The sequence below is a fragment of the Pseudomonas lurida genome (assembly GCF_013522705.1).
GTDB lineage: Bacteria > Pseudomonadota > Gammaproteobacteria > Pseudomonadales > Pseudomonadaceae > Aquipseudomonas > Aquipseudomonas quebecensis.
Genome location: NZ_JAAMRE010000040.1, coordinates 35977 through 51684 on the forward strand (window position 1 = coordinate 35977; position 15708 = coordinate 51684).

The 15708-nt window shown below is 60.1% G+C and carries 17 protein-coding genes and 1 pseudogene; 2 read left to right on the forward strand and 16 right to left on the reverse strand.

Annotated elements, in window-relative coordinates; all coding sequences use genetic code 11:
- Positions 1–4: 4 nt before the first annotated feature.
- The 13 genes from G7025_RS25105 to G7025_RS25165 form a co-directional block, all read right to left on the reverse strand.
- Complete coding sequence (locus tag G7025_RS25105) at positions 5–1414, reverse strand: circularly permuted type 2 ATP-grasp protein (RefSeq protein ID WP_181081697.1); 1410 nt, start codon at positions 1412–1414, stop codon at positions 5–7.
- 70 nt (positions 1415–1484) lie between these two features.
- Positions 1485–1688: a hypothetical protein gene (locus G7025_RS25110; RefSeq protein WP_181081698.1), complete on the reverse strand. Its 204-nt coding sequence runs from the start codon at positions 1686–1688 to the stop codon at positions 1485–1487.
- Between the two features lie 137 nt (positions 1689–1825).
- Positions 1826–2167, reverse strand: coding sequence for a ribonuclease E inhibitor RraB (locus G7025_RS25115; RefSeq protein ID WP_181081699.1), 342 nt, complete (start codon positions 2165–2167; stop codon positions 1826–1828).
- 214 nt (positions 2168–2381) lie between these two features.
- Positions 2382–2618 carry a hypothetical protein gene (locus G7025_RS25120; RefSeq protein WP_181081700.1) on the reverse strand — a complete coding sequence of 79 codons (237 nt, stop codon included), beginning with the start codon at positions 2616–2618 and terminating at the stop codon, positions 2382–2384.
- Between the two features lie 103 nt (positions 2619–2721).
- Positions 2722–3327 carry an START domain-containing protein gene (locus G7025_RS25125; protein WP_181081701.1) on the reverse strand — a complete coding sequence of 202 codons (606 nt, stop codon included), beginning with the start codon at positions 3325–3327 and terminating at the stop codon, positions 2722–2724.
- A 41-nt stretch (positions 3328–3368) separates the two neighbouring features.
- Positions 3369–3623: a YkgJ family cysteine cluster protein gene (locus G7025_RS25130; RefSeq protein ID WP_181081702.1), complete on the reverse strand. Its 255-nt coding sequence runs from the start codon at positions 3621–3623 to the stop codon at positions 3369–3371.
- Between the two features lie 162 nt (positions 3624–3785).
- Complete coding sequence (locus tag G7025_RS25135; RefSeq protein ID WP_181081703.1) at positions 3786–4274, reverse strand: translation initiation factor 2; 489 nt, start codon at positions 4272–4274, stop codon at positions 3786–3788.
- A gap of 114 nt (positions 4275–4388) precedes the next feature.
- Positions 4389–5828, reverse strand: a complete 1440-nt coding sequence (locus G7025_RS25140; RefSeq protein WP_017527404.1) for an aminotransferase-like domain-containing protein — start codon at positions 5826–5828, stop codon at positions 4389–4391.
- A gap of 335 nt (positions 5829–6163) precedes the next feature.
- The gene (locus G7025_RS25145) at positions 6164–6979 is read right to left on the reverse strand and encodes an OmpA family protein (RefSeq protein ID WP_181081704.1); all 816 of its coding nucleotides are present in this window, start codon (positions 6977–6979) and stop codon (positions 6164–6166) included.
- Positions 6976–7338, reverse strand: a complete 363-nt coding sequence (locus G7025_RS25150) for a DUF4398 domain-containing protein (protein ID WP_181081705.1) — start codon at positions 7336–7338, stop codon at positions 6976–6978. The genes G7025_RS25145 and G7025_RS25150 overlap by 4 nt, the downstream gene beginning before the upstream one ends.
- A gap of 9 nt (positions 7339–7347) precedes the next feature.
- Positions 7348–8166 carry a substrate-binding periplasmic protein gene (locus G7025_RS25155; protein WP_181081706.1) on the reverse strand — a complete coding sequence of 273 codons (819 nt, stop codon included), beginning with the start codon at positions 8164–8166 and terminating at the stop codon, positions 7348–7350.
- 82 nt (positions 8167–8248) lie between these two features.
- Positions 8249–9178 carry an electron transfer flavoprotein subunit alpha/FixB family protein gene (locus tag G7025_RS25160; RefSeq protein ID WP_181081707.1) on the reverse strand — a complete coding sequence of 310 codons (930 nt, stop codon included), beginning with the start codon at positions 9176–9178 and terminating at the stop codon, positions 8249–8251.
- Between the two features lie 2 nt (positions 9179–9180).
- Positions 9181–9930, reverse strand: coding sequence for an electron transfer flavoprotein subunit beta/FixA family protein (locus G7025_RS25165; RefSeq protein ID WP_181081708.1), 750 nt, complete (start codon positions 9928–9930; stop codon positions 9181–9183).
- Positions 9931–10447: 517 nt separating this feature from the next.
- On the opposite strand from G7025_RS25165, the gene G7025_RS25170 reads away from it, so the two are divergent.
- Complete coding sequence (locus G7025_RS25170; protein WP_181081709.1) at positions 10448–12112, forward strand: electron transfer flavoprotein-ubiquinone oxidoreductase; 1665 nt, start codon at positions 10448–10450, stop codon at positions 12110–12112.
- Between the two features lie 162 nt (positions 12113–12274).
- Here the strand turns inward: G7025_RS25170 and G7025_RS25175 are convergent, their stop codons facing one another.
- On the reverse strand, positions 12275–13168 hold the full coding sequence (locus G7025_RS25175; RefSeq protein ID WP_181081710.1) for an AraC family transcriptional regulator: 894 nt from the start codon (positions 13166–13168) through the stop codon (positions 12275–12277).
- Positions 13169–13390: 222 nt separating this feature from the next.
- Between G7025_RS25175 and G7025_RS25180 the strand changes: the two genes are divergently transcribed.
- Positions 13391–14443 carry an NAD(P)-dependent alcohol dehydrogenase gene (locus G7025_RS25180; RefSeq protein ID WP_181081711.1) on the forward strand — a complete coding sequence of 351 codons (1053 nt, stop codon included), beginning with the start codon at positions 13391–13393 and terminating at the stop codon, positions 14441–14443.
- On the opposite strand, the gene G7025_RS25185 is transcribed toward G7025_RS25180, so the two are convergent.
- Both G7025_RS25185 and G7025_RS25190 read right to left on the reverse strand, forming a co-directional pair.
- Positions 14444–15247, reverse strand: coding sequence for an IclR family transcriptional regulator (locus G7025_RS25185; protein WP_181081712.1), 804 nt, complete (start codon positions 15245–15247; stop codon positions 14444–14446).
- Positions 15248–15603: 356 nt separating this feature from the next.
- A pseudogene (locus tag G7025_RS25190) lies at positions 15604–15708 on the reverse strand (L-arabinose ABC transporter permease AraH); the annotation flags it as partial.

Here is a 15708-nt window from a genome sequence, read left to right on the forward strand (position 1 = left end):
GGCATCAGTCCTCCACGACCCAAGTGTCTTTGGTGCCGCCGCCCTGGGACGAATTGACCACCAGCGAGCCCTCGCGCAGGGCCACGCGCGTCAGGCCGCCAGGCACCACGCGGGTGTCCTTGCCGGACAGCACGAACGGGCGCAGGTCGATATGGCGCGGGGCGATACCATTCTCGACGAAGGTCGGGCACGTGGATAAACACAGCGTCGGCTGTGCGATATACGCATGGGGCTTGGCTTTGATGCGGGCGCGGAAGGCTTCGATTTCCGCCGCCGTGGACGCCGGCCCGACCAACATGCCGTAGCCGCCGGACCCTTGGGTTTCCTTGACCACCAGTTGCGGCAGGTGGGCGAGCACGTGGGACAATTCGTCGGGCTTGCGGCACTGAAAGGTCGGAACATTCTGCAGGATCGGCTCCTCATCCAGGTAAAAACGGATCATGTCGGTGACGAAGGGGTACACCGACTTGTCATCCGCGACCCCGGTGCCGATGGCGTTGGCCAGCACCACATTGCCCGAGCGATAGGCGGCCAACAGGCCCGGCACCCCGAGCATGGAGTCCGGGTTAAAGGCCAACGGGTCGAGGAACGCGTCATCGAGGCGGCGGTAGATCACATCCACCGCCTTGGGACCGTCGGTGGTGCGCATGAACACGTGATCGTCGCGCACGAACAGGTCGGCACCTTCCACCAGTTCCACGCCCATTTCCCGGGCGAGAAAAGCATGTTCGAAAAAAGCACTGTTGAACCGCCCTGGGGTCAGCACCACCACGCTGGGGTTATCCAGGGCGCTTGCGCTTTTGAGGGTGTCGAGCAGCAGGTTGGGGTAGTGGTCGATCGGCGCAATACGCTGGGCAGCGAACAATTCGGGGAACAGGCGCATCATCATCTTACGGTCTTCGAGCATGTAGCTGACGCCGCTGGGTGTACGCAGGTTGTCTTCCAATACGTAGTAAGTGCCGTCGCCATCACGGACGAGATCGACCCCGGCGACGTGAGCATACACATCGCGGTGCAGATCCAGGCCCTGCATGGCCAGTTGGTATTGCTCGTTGGCCAGCACCTGCTCGGCGGGAATGATCCCGGCCTTGATAATGCGTTGTTCATGATAGAGGTCGGCAAGGAACAGGTTCAGTGCCTTGACGCGCTGGATGCAGCCGCGCTCGACAATCCGCCATTCGCTGGCCGGAATACTGCGCGGGATGGTGTCGAAGGGAATCAGGCGCTCGGTGCCCTGTTCATCCCCGTAAAGGGTGAAGGTGATCCCGGCACGGTGAAACAGCAAATCGGCTTCGCGCCGACGCTGGGCCAGCAGTTCAGCGGGGGTCTGGGCCAGCCAACGGGCGAATTCGCGGTAGTGAGGCCTGACCTGCCCTGCCCCATCGTACATTTCGTCGTAATAAGTGCGGATCATGCCGTACTCCTTGTCACTCGGACGCCAGAACCATCGCAAGGCCCGTGCCATCGGCATAAACACTTAAGAATCAGCGAGTTGTATAAATACGAAGCACCATGCGCACCTTCCTGGTGCGCAGATTGCCCGGTGTGTGGTCGCGCGCTTCATCGCAATGCAGGCTTTGACTATCAAGAGCATAGTCAGAGTTGATTTCACCGGCCTGCAAAGCTTGCGGATAATCGCCACCATCTGCTGAACAGACCTTCAGCGCTCCACTCTTCCCTTCGGCCACCCTACTCGGGTGGCTTTTTTTTGGTGCATGAAAAGAGCTCGCAGAATGCGCCGGGCTTTGCCTACGGCACAAACAACATCGGCCGACCCGAAGGCCAGCCGATGCGTGGTGTTGTTGCGAGTGCGGGCAGTGTCGAACTACATCGGCAGGCCGCGCACCTCCTGTTTGACGCCCCACCCCTCGATAATGCCACCGAGGGGCTCGACCACTGCTTCAAAGTCCTGCTCGAAATCTCCTATGCCGTCGTAGGTTGCAAACATGACCTTGCTCAGTTCCAGGTACCACGCGCCATCGTCGCGCGCGCTGACCTGGGCGTTCAGGGACTCTCCACGAAACTCGCCCGCCGCCCTGCGCGCCCGTTCTTCATCCGGGAAAATCGCGTAGAACTCGATGGGGTGGAAACGTGAGAAATCGAAACCGCCTTCTTTCATGCGGCGCAGAACGTGGGTGCTGATGTCTTCTTGATAGGCTGTGCTCATGAAAAGTGCTCCTCAAGACCGATGGATAGACTTTCCGTGCTCCCCGAAGCCCGCGCCCTGCTGGCGCGGAGGCTACGGCAATGACCTCACCGCGGGAAAACAAGCATGTAGCTGACAAGACCAGACCTTAGCGATTCATTCGCTGATCTCGTTTGCAGAGTAGCGCGAAGCAATCACCTCCACCAGAGGCGCTTGCCAGGCCTACAGGGAATATTCAGGCAGAGGGAGAAATATCGAGGATCTGGATACTGTTCTGGTCTTTGAGGATCTTGACCGTCGGCTCCGGCTTGCGTCCCTCAAGGTCATTGAGGTCGAGCTCGGCGGCGACCGGCACCAGTTTGCTGCGAATCATGTGCGCAGCGTCTTCGAGGCTGGGCGCTTGTTCGCAGGTGAACAGCTCTACGGTTTTTACGCCGTGATCATCAACGAAGGTAATTTGCCACGTTTGCATCGGTGCCTCCTCGATAAAACCCATGTGTGGGCTCACTTCTATCTGGACCTTGGGGGTTCGCCAAACGTTCCACCCAAGGCAGGGGGCACCCGATCAATCGCGCTTATTTTTCCGCGCGCGCTTTAAGCGCCTTGAGGGTGTTGAACGGCGCGTCGACCACGAACTTGTTGGCCAGCCACGAAGGCACGCTGCCGCCTGGCTCGGTGTGCACCTGGTAAGTCACTTCGGTCTCATTTGCTCCCTTAGGGACCAGTTTCCAGAAGCCCTCGACTTGAGCGACACGCACGTAGCCTTTTTCTTCGGGCTTATAGGTCGGCACGCCCTGCAACGTGCGGGTTACGTTGCCGTCGGCATCCTTGGTGGTAGTGACATGGATGTAAGAATCGCGGTCGGTCACCGGGAACGGCGCCTTGAACTGGGTGTAGGTCCAGGCTTCATCGCCTTTTTTGTCGACCAGCTTCTGGGACTTGCACTCATGAATCCACGAACAGGCACCGGCGACATCTTCCTGCAGGGCCTGGACCTTGGCGACAGGCGCCTTGATCGTGGTCACACCGCGATACGCCTTATATTTGGAGCCGGCGACTTCGCTCAGGGACACCTTGATGCCGTCTTCATCCTTGGCAACCTGCCAATCCTCAGCCTGGGCAGTGGCGGCAAATACCAGCGTAAAACCGCACACGACAGCTATTCGTTTCAGCGAACCCATTGTTGTATTCCTTATTGTTGAAGTTCCGATAGTAAAGCCCATCAAGCCGCCGTCATCTGTTCCCACCAGCCGATCAGGCGGATCGCATCGGCCTGGTCGGTGCCGCACACCTCGATATCAGCCTTGAAATCACTGCATACCGCCGGTCGCTCCGGTTGGCCGAACAGTTGGCACAGCAGTTCGACCGACAGGTGCGCGCAGCGTTCGCCCGCCGGTTTGCCATTGGGCATGCCGGGCAGCGGCGAACTGATGGAGGGGGCGATGCAGCAAGCGCCACAGCCTTCACGGCATTTCATGACCAGTGGGTCCTCGACGACTCAATAGGGATGGCCGGGCTAGACTACGCCCTTAAACAGCCGTTTTAAAATGGTCCAACAGGGGTTTTATGCAGAAAACCGAAGTGACCGACCAGTCCGCGACAAATGGTCGAAGGGTCATCTTGCAAAGGTAGGAAGCGCTTACTGTTTGAATTCGAAATCCAGCGCGGCACCCTCTACCTCGCGCCGCTCTTCATTGCGCAATTGCAGGCGCATTTCGTTACTGAGCAGACGTCCGTTGATCTGGAAATCGCTTTTATCGGTGGGTTTCTCACCGAACATCGGCGGCAGCAGTGGCACGCTCTTAGGCTGCGGCAAGGTGCCCAGCGGCTGCAGGTGCCGGACCATGTCCGAGGGCAGCGACAGATCCAATTGGGCCGGTGGCAATTTGGTCTCGGCCACTTCATGGGCGGATTTGGCCTTCCTGGCCGCCGTACGTTTCTTGGCGTTGGTGGTGTTTTTCTTCACGGCAGGCGCTTTTTTTGCCGGAGCGGGCGTTTTCGCGGGAGTGCTCTGCTCACTGCCGGCGGCCGGCTTGTTTTCGCTCACAGGCGCCGCCGCCAGCGCGGTGTGGACGTTGCACAGGCTTAACAGGCCAATTACCAGAACAGCTCGGAACATCGAGGTCATATCGCCTACAGCATTAAAGGCAGAGGGCCATATGCTCGCTTGTTGTGCGCGCCATGACAAGCGCGGTGATTAGCCAGCTATCGGCATAGCCCTGTTTTGCACGCTCATCAGCGCTCAAAAACCGGCAGCGGTTTCCTGGCACAACTGGCTCGCCAGCATGCCCAACGTCATCAGCGCGCGCTCTGCCTCGCGGTTCCACGGCGTGCCGCAGTTAAGGCGGATGCAGTGGTTGAATTGCTCGGTATTACTGAAGATCAACCCTGGCGCGATGCTGATGCCCTGTTGCAGTGCACGTACGTGCAGTTCCTGGGTATTGACCCGTCCTGGCAAACTGACCCACAGGATGAAGCCGCCGGTGGGACGGGTCATCTGCGTGCCCTCCGGGAAGTATTGCTGCACCGCCAATTGAAAGGCGCTGAGGTTCTTGCGGTATTCCTGACGGATGTAGCGCAAATGTCGGTCGTAGCCGCCGTTCTCCAGGTACGCAGCCACGCCCATTTGAGTCACGCTGCAGGCCGAGTGGGTGCTGAACATTTGCAGGCGCTGGATTTCCTGCTGGTACTTGCCGGCAATCATCCAACCAATACGCACCCCCGGCGACAACGTCTTGGAGAAGCTCGAACAATAGATCACCCGATCCAGGCGATCATAGGCTTTCAGGGCCTTGGTGCGGCCCAGCTCGAACATCAGCTCGCCGTAGATGTCGTCCTCGACAATCTGAATATCGAAATCCGACGCCAGGCGCAGCAACTGCTTCTGACGCTCCTCCGGCATGGTGCCACCCAGCGGGTTGCTCAGCCGCGTGGTCAGCACCAGCGCCTTGATCGACCACTGGTTCGCGGCCAGTTGCAGCGCCTCCAGGCTCATGCCGGTGGACGGGTCGCTGGGGATCTCAATGACTTTGAGGCCCAGCAGATCCGCCAATTGCAGCAAGCCGTAATAGGTGGGGGATTCCGCCGCGATCAGATCGCCGGGGCGAGTCAGCACGCGCAGTGACATCTGCAACGCATCGACGCATCCGTGGGTGATCACCACTTCGGAAGGGTCCACCACCACCCCGGCATCGCGCATGCGGATAGCGACCTGGCGGCGCAGCGGCTCGAAGCCGGGACTGAACATGTAGCTGAACGCGCGCGGGCTCTGGAAACGCGTGACCTTGGCCAGTTGCTGATGCAACGCGCGCACCGGCAGGTAATCGACGCTCGGGACTGCGGCGCCCAGGGGAAAAACCCCTTCGCGGCGCGACTCGCCCAATACCTGCTGGATGATGCTGCTGCGCGTGACCAGCCCCGGACGCTCGACCCGTGCGATATCCGGCGTGGGCGCGGTGAGCGCGGGGGTCTGGTGTACGTAATAACCGGACTGCGGTCGCGCCCTGATCAGCCCCTGGTCTTCGAGGTTGGCATAAGCCTGCAATACCGTGGCATGGCTCACATTGAGCTGGGAGCTCATCTTGCGTACGGAAGGCACCCGTTCGCCCGGTTGATAGACACCACGCCGGATATCCTCAGCCAACTGCTGAGCGATACGTTGGTAGAGCAGAAGATTGGTCATGTCGCAGCACTCGATTTCACGGGCATTTTATTTTTGTGTGAAACATACCGGCACAGTTTAGAAGTGTACGGGGACAGTTGCCACAATAGTCGAGCGTGGCTGGCAGTGACAGCAAAAACTGTAAGGGTGGTGGAGAGAGCTTTCAGGCTTATGCAGAAAAAAGCAGGAGGGGCGGTGCGACGATTCGATTGGCCCGATAGCGGTGCGTCAGTGACAGCTGGGCTGACTGACCCACCGCGATCGGGGCATGGGTATCGACTTCTCTTCAGTGAACACCTCACCTGCGAGCCTGAGGCTTTTGGGGTGAGCCCCACCTTGTCAATCAGTCCAAGGCTTCAGCGGGCGGCGCCCAACTGGCCCTTGGCGTCGGAGAATACGATTTCTACCCGGCGGTTCTGCGCACGACCGCGCTCGGAAGCATTGGCTTCCACTGGATACTGGTCGCCATAGCCTTCGACCTGGATGCGTTTTTCATCAATGCCCAGGTCTACCAGAACGTCAGCCACCGCCTGCGCGCGATCACGCGACAGTTTGAGGTTTTCCTGTTCGCCACCGGTACTGTCGGTGTAGCCCTCGATGCGTACCACGCGCTTGGGGTTCAGTTGCAGGAATTGCACGATCTTGAGCACGGTGCGATTGGCCGAGTTTTTCAGTTCCGCTTCGCCGGTGTCGAACAGCACGTCACCCAGGGTCATCACCAGGCCGCGATCGGTCTGGGTAGTGGCCAAACTTGCGATCTGCTCTTCAAGCCACTTGCCCTGTTGCTGCACGCTGCTCAATTTGCTTTCGCGCAGGGCCAGTTGCAGGCGCTGACGCTCCAGCTCAAGTTTGGCGCCGCGTTCTTCATTCAGTGCCTGCTCGGTATGTTCGCGGGCGATGGCGCTGTAGCGCTGGCTCAGGTAGGCGTAGTGCACGACGTCATTGCCGCTGCCCCAATAGCTGGACAGTCGGTCGGCCCTGGCCAGGGATTCACCGGCGCGGATCACGTCCTTGGGCGCGATGCGCAGCACATTGGCATCTTCCTTGACCTTCTGGAAGTCGCTGCCGGCCTGCTGCAATGCCTGCTCGCTGTTGGGATGGCTGGCACACCCGCCCAGTACCGCACTGGCCAACAACGTTGCAAAGCCCAGACCTCGGATCGTCAGGCTCATTGGGCATCTCCCAATTGCAGTTGCTTGCGCAGGCGCGTGATGCGGGTATTGAGCACGTTCAGTTGTTCCTGGCTTTTGCGGGTCAGCACCTTGGCCTCGGCCAGACGCGCATCCAGCTCGGCCTGCTCAGCACGCATGCGCGCATGTTTGAAGGATTGGTCGGCCATGTCGGCCCTGGCCCGGGCAAATTTATCCTCGGCCAGCTTCAGCTCGGGCGAGTCATCGGCATTGGCACCGACGGCACTGGCCTGTTCGAGAGCCTGCTGAGTAAGGCGTATTTGTTCATTCGGCGCAGGATCGGCTGCACATCCCGCCAGAGCGACAACGGCGAGGGCCGCGAAAAGAGGTCGAAGAGTCACTGAAAATCCCTACTTTGTTGGGGTGCCGACGGGTTGTTGCAATTGCGCCTTCCAGCGCTCGATATTGCGCTGCAGTGCAGCTTGCACCCCATCGGACCCGCGCAATTCTGTCATCTTTTTGGCCAGCTGTCCGCGCAGCCACGGATCATTACAGGCCGAGTTGTGAGAAATCGCCAGGTACAGGCCGGGCTGATCGACCGGTACATCGCGGGCGACCAAGTCATTGCTCATGCCCAACGACTGCGCCATGGCCATGCCGGAATAACGCCCGGCCAGAACATAATCCACCTCGCCCAGCAGCAGTTTCTGGAACGCTGGGGTCAAGGTGGGAAAGCGTTGCAGGCTCAACTGCTGGCCCGCGAAGGTTTCAAAACCACGGCTCAGCCGCGCGCGTTCCGACACCGCGCCCTGATGGCCGTGCAGATCCGCAGCCGTGGCGTAAGCCAGCGTCGAGTCTTTGCGCGTCCAGACCAGGTAATCGTTCTGCATCAGGGCTGGATGAATGTAGTCAAAGTTTTCCAGCTCGCCGACATTTAGCGGCGCATCGGCCAACATATCCATGCGCCCGCTGCGTGCTTCATCCAGGGCCAGGGCGCGCTTGCCGCCGTAAAGCAGATCGATCTTTACACCCAGGTCCTTGGCCACTTGCTGCAACACATCCGCGGTGGCGCCAATCAAGCGCGTAGGGTCTTGCGGGTCGCGCCACAATAAAGGCGGTGCATCCGGGCTGCCGGTAATCACCAGGCGGTCACATTTACCGGCGGCCAGCGACAAGGTCGGCAGCAACAGTGTGAAACCCAGCAGCGCAGTCCAGGGACGCAATTGCATGGTGCATTTCTCCGATAGGCAAAAAGCCGGGCAAAAAAAACCCGGTCATACGACCGGGCTCTTTATAAGTGAAGCGACTGGATTAGACCAGCTTCTCCAACTCGGGTACGGCTTCGAACAAGTCCGCCACCAGGCCGTAATCGGCCACCTGGAAGATCGGAGCTTCTTCGTCCTTGTTGATCGCGACGATCACTTTGGAGTCTTTCATACCGGCCAGGTGCTGGATCGCGCCGGAGATACCGACGGCGATGTACAGCTGTGGCGCAACGATCTTGCCGGTCTGGCCGACCTGCATATCGTTGGGCACAAAACCTGCGTCCACTGCGGCGCGCGAAGCGCCAACCGCGGCGCCGAGCTTGTCGGCCAGGGCGTACAGGTGTTTGAAGTTGTCACCGTTCTGCATGCCACGCCCGCCTGAAACGACGATCTTGGCAGCGGTCAGTTCAGGACGATCGGACTTGGCCAGTTCTTCGTTGACGAAGCTGGATGTGCCGGCGTCATGAGCAGCCGCAACGGCTTCAACAGCAGCCGAACCGCCTTCTGCAGCAACCGGGTCGAAACCGGTGGCACGCACGGTGATCACTTTGATGGCGGCGGTCGACTGTACGGTAGCGATGGCGTTACCGGCGTAGATCGGGCGTTTGAACGTGTCGGCGCTTTCGACCGAGATGATCTCGGAGATCTGGTCAACGTCCAGCTGCGCGGCTACGCGCGGCAGGATGTTTTTACCGTTGGAGGTGGCGGCCGCCAGGATGTGGCTGTAGCCCTTGCCCAACTCGGCGACCAGCGGCGCAACGTTTTCCGGCAGCTGATGCGCGTAGGCCGCGTTGTCAGCGTTCAGAACCTTGCTCACACCGGCGATTTTCGCAGCGGCTTCAGCAACGGCGCCCGCGCCCTGGCCGGCAACCAGTACGTGAATGTCGCCACCGATCTTAGCGGCGGCAGCCACGGTGTTGAGGGTGGCCGGAGCCAGCACCTTGTTGTCGTGTTCGGCGATTACCAAGATAGTCATGTTCAGATTACCTTCGCTTCGTTTTTCAGTTTCTCGACCAGTTCAGCCACCGACTTGACCTTGATGCCCGCGCTGCGTGCAGCCGGCGCTTCGACTTTGATGGTCTTGTTGGTGGAGGCGGTGGAAACGCCCAAGGCATCCGGAGTCAGCGACTCGAGCGGCTTTTTCTTGGCTTTCATGATGTTTGGCAGGGACGCATAGCGCGGCTCGTTCAAACGCAGGTCGGTGGTGACGATGGCCGGCAATTTCAGGGAAACCGTCTGGGCGCCGCCGTCGATTTCACGGGTCACGGCAACGCTGTCGCCGCTCACTTCGACTTTGGAAGCGAAGGTGCCCTGGCCGTAACCGGTCAGTGCTGCAAGCATCTGGCCAGTCTGGTTGTTGTCGCTGTCGATGGCTTGTTTGCCGAGGATCACCAACTGGGGCTGTTCCTTGTCGACAACGGCCTTGAGCAGCTTGGCCACGGCCAGAGAGGTCAGGTCCTCGGCGGACTCGACCAGGATGGCGCGGTCGGCACCCAGGGCCAGGGCAGTACGCAACTGCTCTTGAGCGGTGGTCGGGCCGATGGACACTACGACGATTTCAGTCGCGACGCCTTTCTCTTTCAGGCGCACCGCTTCTTCAACAGCGATTTCACAGAAAGGGTTCATCGACATTTTGACGTTAGCAAGATCGACGCCGGAATTGTCCGCCTTGACGCGAACTTTCACGTTGTAATCGACAACGCGTTTGACAGCTACAAGAACCTTCATGGATTCCTCGTTACTCTCCGGTGAAAAGAAAGTCGCCTAGGCGAACCTGGCGGTTGATGCTCATCGGCACACAAGGGCACCTCCAAAAACATCCGCAGCGGCGAATCGACAGTAAAATGCAGACCGTTCGTCAGGAGTGACTGGGAGGTCATTCTCTATCGCGGCGTGTAAACTGCGCGCCACCCTCTGCACGCGTACCCGCCGTTCATGCCGTTGCATTGCTTTTGGACGTGCTCTTGAAACCTGCTGTCTGCCTACGGTAAGCGCAAAACCGACCGTATCTTGACCGGAACGCCTATTCTGGTCAATACGGCAAAATGGTCAGTCATAAGCCGCGTTGCTTTGATTTACCTAGCCTGCGGGCAATTCAAACAAACGTTTGTATTGGACGCTGTCGGTGGTCTATATATAATGCGCCACCTAGAGAGAGAGGTGGGTCTTGCCCTGTCTGCAAGACGAAACCGAACCTCCACCCATTAGAAAAAAAGCCTGTTGAGCCTTGAGTAGGAGATAGCCTGTGGAACGCGAATACATGGAATTCGACGTGGTCATCGTCGGCGCTGGCCCGGCTGGCCTGTCCGCCGCCTGCCGACTGAAGCAGAAGGCCGCCGAAGCCGGTAAGGAAATCAGCGTCTGCGTGGTCGAGAAAGGCTCTGAAGTCGGCGCCCATATCCTCTCCGGTGCCGTATTCGAACCACGCGCCCTGAATGAATTGTTCCCGGACTGGAAAGAACTCGGTGCCCCGCTCAACACCCCGGTGGTGCGCGACGACATCTATGTACTGCGCAGCAGCGACACCTCCACCAAGGTGCCTGACTTCTTTGTGCCCAAGACCATGCACAACGAAGGCAACTACATTATTTCCCTGGGCAACCTGTGCCGCTGGCTGGCCCAACAGGCCGAAAACCTCGGTGTGGAAATCTACCCCGGCTTCGCCGCCCAGGAAGCACTGTTCGATGAAAACGGCGTGGTGCGCGGGATCATCACCGGCGACCTCGGCGTCGACCGTGAAGGCAACCCCAAGGAAGGCCTCTACACCCCCGGCATGGAGCTGCGCGGCAAATACACGCTGTTCGCCGAAGGCTGCCGTGGCCATATCGGCAAGCAACTGATCCAGCGTTTCAACCTGGACAGCGATGCCGACGCCCAGCACTACGGCATCGGCCTCAAGGAAATCTGGGAAATCGACCCGGCCAAGCACCAGCCAGGCCTGGTGGTGCACACCGCCGGTTGGCCGCTGGACATCATGAGCGCCGAGAACACCGGTGGCTCGTTCCTGTATCACCTGGAAAACAACCAGGTGGTGGTGGGTCTGATCGTCGACCTGTCCTACAGCAACCCTTTCCTGTCGCCGTTCGATGAGTTTCAGCGCCTCAAGCATCACCCGGTACTGGCTCAGTACCTGGAAGGCGGCAAACGCGTCAGCTACGGCGCCCGCGCCATCTGCAAAGGCGGCCTGAACTCACTGCCGAAGATGGTCTTCAAAGGCGGCGCGCTGATCGGTTGCGACCTCGGCACCCTGAACTTCGCCAAGATCAAAGGCAGCCACACTGCCATGAAGTCCGGCATGCTCGCCGCCGATGCCGTGGCCGATCGCCTGTTCGCCGCGTCCGAAGGCGGCGATGAACTGACCGCCTACGTCGACAGTTTCAAGTCCAGCTGGCTCTACGAAGAACTGTTCGCCACACGCAACTTCGGCCCGGCGATGCACAAATTCGGCCCGATCCTCGGCGCCGGCTTCAACTGGTTCGACCAGAACATTCTGGGCGGCAAGATGCCGTTCACGCTGCACGACACCAAGCCGGACTACGCCTGCCTGAAACTGGCCAAGGACAGCCAGAAAATCGATTACCCCAAGCCCGACGGCAAATTGAGCTTCGACAAGCTCAGCTCGGTGTTCATCTCCGGTACCAACCACGAAGAAGAGCAGCCGTGCCACTTGAAATTGAAAGACCCAAGCATCCCGATCGGCACCAACCTGCCGCTCTACGATGAACCGGCGCAGCGCTACTGCCCGGCCGGGGTGTATGAAGTGGTGACGAAAGAAGACGGTGAGAAACGCTTCCAGATCAACGCCCAGAACTGCGTGCACTGCAAGACCTGTGACATCAAGGACCCTTCGCAGAACATCACCTGGGTCACGCCGGAAGGCGCGGGCGGGCCGACTTACCCGAATATGTAAGCCAGACAAGGCTCCCAAATGGGAGCCTTTTTTATAGTTAACATCAATCCAATGTGGGAGGGGCTTGCCCCCGATATCGGTGGTGAGTTGCAGAAATGCTGACTTCACACCGCCATCGGAGGCCCGTTCGCACCTTGGGATTTGTTTCTTCGCCTGAACTCCCTACGCCGCTCGTTCTTCACCCGGATTGCGCAAAAAGTAGCGCTTATATTCCCGACTGAACTGCGACGTACTCTGATACCCCACGCTGTGTGCCGCCTGCGCCACGCCCATGCCGTCCACCAGCAGCAATTGCTGGGCCTTGAGCAGGCGCAGCCGTTTGAGGTACTGCACCGGCGACAACAACGTGCAACGCTTGAAATGCTCGTGAAAGGTCGACGCGCTCATATGTGCGTAGCCGGCCAGGGTCTCGATATTCAGCGGCTCGGCGTAATGGGCATGCAGGTGATTCAACGAGGTGGCGATGCGTGAGAATTGCCCCTGTTGCTCTACCAGCGCGCGCAGCACATCGGCCTGGGGCCCGCGCAAGGCGGTAAACAGCAATTCGCGCACCCGCGATGGGCCGATGATCCGGCTTTCCAGCGGATCGTGCAGGCACTGCAACAGCCGCTCGACGCAGCCGCGCATCGCTTCGTCGAGCACCACCGAACTCATCGATGCCAACGTCTGCGCAGCGGGCGGCGGACCGGCCTGAATACCCATGGCCATGACCAGCTCGCCAAGCACCACGCGGTCGATCGCCACCGTCACGCCCAACAGCGGTGCACCAGGCGCCATGGCGAAGGTCTCGCACTCGAACGGCACCGGCATCGCCTGGATCAGATAGTGCCCGGCACCATACTCCAGCGTGCGCGGTCCCAGGTACGCGACCTTACTGCCCTGAGCCACGAACATCAGGCTCGGCTCATAGATCTGCGGGCCGCGTGCCACATCACAACTGGCACGCAAAACCTGTACGCCAGGCAAGTGGGTCGGGGAGAAACCGTCACGGGTCGTGAGGCCCTCGATCAAGGAAACCAGCGTGGCGTTGGCGTCGAGATGGCGGGTCAATAGCATAAAAGCAGTTCTCGGGAGTTTTCAGATCTGAGCGTCAGCAAGCTTCAAGCCTCAAGCTGCAAGAGAGCGCGCAGTTTATAGCTTGCGGCTTGCAGCTTGCTGCTTTTAGCTGCTCCCCCGGAGCTTTAGGCATAAGACTCGGAGCAATCGCCATGGCCGCCAACCAAGTCGATGGGGACAATGGCCCGCCTCACTTGCCATTGCTTTTGCGAGGTTCTCCCCATGTACACCGCCATCGGTTACGCCGCCCAGTCGGCCACCACTCCCCTCGCCCCCATGAGTTTCCAACGTCGCAGCCCACGGGCCGACGACGTGGCCATCGAGATTCTGTACTGCGGCGTCTGCCACTCCGACATCCACCAGGCGCGCAACGAGTGGGGCATCGCCGTCTACCCGCTGATGCCCGGCCATGAGATCGTCGGCAAAGTCACCGCCGTGGGCGCCAGCGTCACCGCGCACAAAGTCGGCGACCTGGTGGGCGTGGGCTGCATGGTCGATTCGTGCCGCCAGTGCCAGGCCTGCCAGTCGGACCTGGAGCAATACTGCCTTGAAGGCCCGACCATGACCTACGCCACCCCCGACCGCGTGGACGGCAGCAACACCATGGGCGGCTACTCCGACAGCATCGTGGTCAGCGAGCATTTTGTGGTAAAGATCCCGGCCAAGCTCGACCTGGCCAGCGCTGCGCCGATCCTGTGCGCGGGCATCACCACCTACTCGCCGCTCAAGCACTACGGCGTGAAGGCCGGCGACAAGGTCGGGATTCTCGGCATGGGCGGCCTGGGCCACATGGGTATCAAGTTCGCCAAGGCCATGGGCGCCGAAGTGACGCTGTTCACCCGCTCCGCGAGCAAGGCCGAAGAAGGCCGCCGCCAGGGCGCCGATCATGTGATCGTGTCCACCGATGCCGAGCAAATGAAAGCCGCCGTCGGGCAGTTCGACTTCCTGCTGGACACCATTCCGGTGCAGCACGACCTGAACCCCTACCTCGATACCCTGCGCTTTGACGGCGTGCATATCCTGGTGGGCCTGATCGAGCCAGTGGACCCGCCCGTCAACGCCGCCAAGCTGGTGCTGGGCCGTAAAGTGCTGGCCGGCTCGTTGATCGGGGGTATTGCCGAAACCCAGGAAGTCCTGGATTTCTGTGCCGAGCATGACATCACCTGCGATATCGAAATGCTCGACATCCGCCAGATCAACGAGGCTTATACCCGCATGATCGCCGGCGATGTGAAGTACCGCTTTGTCATCGACATGGCGACCCTCAAGGTCTGATCAGGCCTTGGCGCCCAACTCCGCCGACAGCCGCGCTGCGACCTGTTTGATCACAGGGATCAGCTCGGCCATTTTTTCCAGCGGCATGTAGGGCACGGTACTGGCGATGCTGATGCCGGCGACGATCCGCCGGCTGGCATCGCGCACCGGTGCAGCCACGCAACGGATCGACGGTTCGTTGTCTTCCAAGTCGAAGGCATAACCACCCGCTACGTACTCGTGCATGCGTTGCTCGAACTGCGCCCAGGATTGCTCAGGATGGTGGGGCCACTGCAGATTCTTCCCGCCTGCCGGCAGGCTGGCGTCGTACAAGCGTTGCCATTCCTGTACCGAATCATCCAGCAACATCGCCTTGCCCACCCCGGTACGCGCCAACGGCATGCGGTGGCCGACCCGCGAGCGCATTTCCGGCCCGTAGCGGCCTGGGTTCTTGTGCAGGTAAAGCACGTCGTCGTGTTCACGGATGGCCAGGTGGATGGTGTCGCCGGTCAGCGCCGAGAGCTCGTCCAGATAGGGCACTGCCAGGGTGACCAGCGGCAACTCTTCGCGTGCCTGAAACCCCAATTCGATCAACTTGGGGCCCAGCAGATAACCGACTTGCGGCACCACACGCAGGTAACGCTCGTCCACCAGGCAACTGGCCAGGCGGTGAGTGGTGCTGCGGGTGGTGCCGATGCGCCTGGCGATCTCTTTCAGATCCCGCGCACCCGCCGCCACCGCTTGCACCACCCCCAGGCCACGCAACAGGGTCTGGGTGCCGGTGGGAGCGGCGTCTTTGGCGGGGGTGTGGGCGTTTTCCTGCATATCGGGCCTATTGGGAAGTACGAAAACGGGCGCCATTATGGCAAATACCCGAGGGCAACACAGTGGGGATATCTATGTGGCGGGGGGGGGCTTTGCCCGATGCTGTGGGTCAGTTTGAACATCCGGGTCTGACACATCGCTATCGGGGGCAAGCCCCCTCCCACCTTTTGATTTCACATGACCAGGGCTCAGCTTTGTTTCAAGTGCTCGATCACCGCTGCCGCACCAGCATCGAACCGCAGTACTGTGGGAGGGGGCTTGCCCCCGATTACGGAGTGTCAGGCTGCAATTTGCTTCTGATACACCGCTATCGGGGGCAAGCCCCCTCCCACACTCAGTCCTCACATGGCCTGGAGTCAGCGTTGTTTCATGCGGTCGATGACCACGGCCAGCAGCAGGATCGAACCTCGAATCACATATTGGTAGAAGGTGTCGATGTTCTTCAGGTTCATCGCGTTCTC

Bases quoted from the DNA above. Each gene is read 5' to 3' on its own strand.
- G7025_RS25135 (WP_181081703.1), bottom strand. From the start codon at position 4,274: ATGACCTCGATGTTCCGAGCTGTTCTGGTAATTGGCCTGTTAAGCCTG.
- G7025_RS25165 (WP_181081708.1), bottom strand. From the start codon at position 9,930: ATGAAGGTTCTTGTAGCTGTCAAACGCGTTGTCGATTACAACGTGAAA.
- G7025_RS25155 (WP_181081706.1), bottom strand. From the start codon at position 8,166: ATGCAATTGCGTCCCTGGACTGCGCTGCTGGGTTTCACACTGTTGCTG.
- G7025_RS25185 (WP_181081712.1), bottom strand. From the start codon at position 15,247: ATGCAGGAAAACGCCCACACCCCCGCCAAAGACGCCGCTCCCACCGGC.
- G7025_RS25140 (WP_017527404.1), bottom strand. From the start codon at position 5,828: ATGACCAATCTTCTGCTCTACCAACGTATCGCTCAGCAGTTGGCTGAG.
- G7025_RS25115 (WP_181081699.1), bottom strand. From the start codon at position 2,167: ATGAGCACAGCCTATCAAGAAGACATCAGCACCCACGTTCTGCGCCGC.
- G7025_RS25130 (WP_181081702.1), bottom strand. From the start codon at position 3,623: ATGAAATGCCGTGAAGGCTGTGGCGCTTGCTGCATCGCCCCCTCCATC.
- G7025_RS25120 (WP_181081700.1), bottom strand. From the start codon at position 2,618: ATGCAAACGTGGCAAATTACCTTCGTTGATGATCACGGCGTAAAAACC.
- G7025_RS25180 (WP_181081711.1), top strand. From the start codon at position 13,391: ATGTACACCGCCATCGGTTACGCCGCCCAGTCGGCCACCACTCCCCTC.
- G7025_RS25175 (WP_181081710.1), bottom strand. From the start codon at position 13,168: ATGCTATTGACCCGCCATCTCGACGCCAACGCCACGCTGGTTTCCTTG.
- G7025_RS25105 (WP_181081697.1), bottom strand. From the start codon at position 1,414: ATGATCCGCACTTATTACGACGAAATGTACGATGGGGCAGGGCAGGTC.
- G7025_RS25125 (WP_181081701.1), bottom strand. From the start codon at position 3,327: ATGGGTTCGCTGAAACGAATAGCTGTCGTGTGCGGTTTTACGCTGGTA.
- G7025_RS25145 (WP_181081704.1), bottom strand. From the start codon at position 6,979: ATGAGCCTGACGATCCGAGGTCTGGGCTTTGCAACGTTGTTGGCCAGT.
- G7025_RS25160 (WP_181081707.1), bottom strand. From the start codon at position 9,178: ATGACTATCTTGGTAATCGCCGAACACGACAACAAGGTGCTGGCTCCG.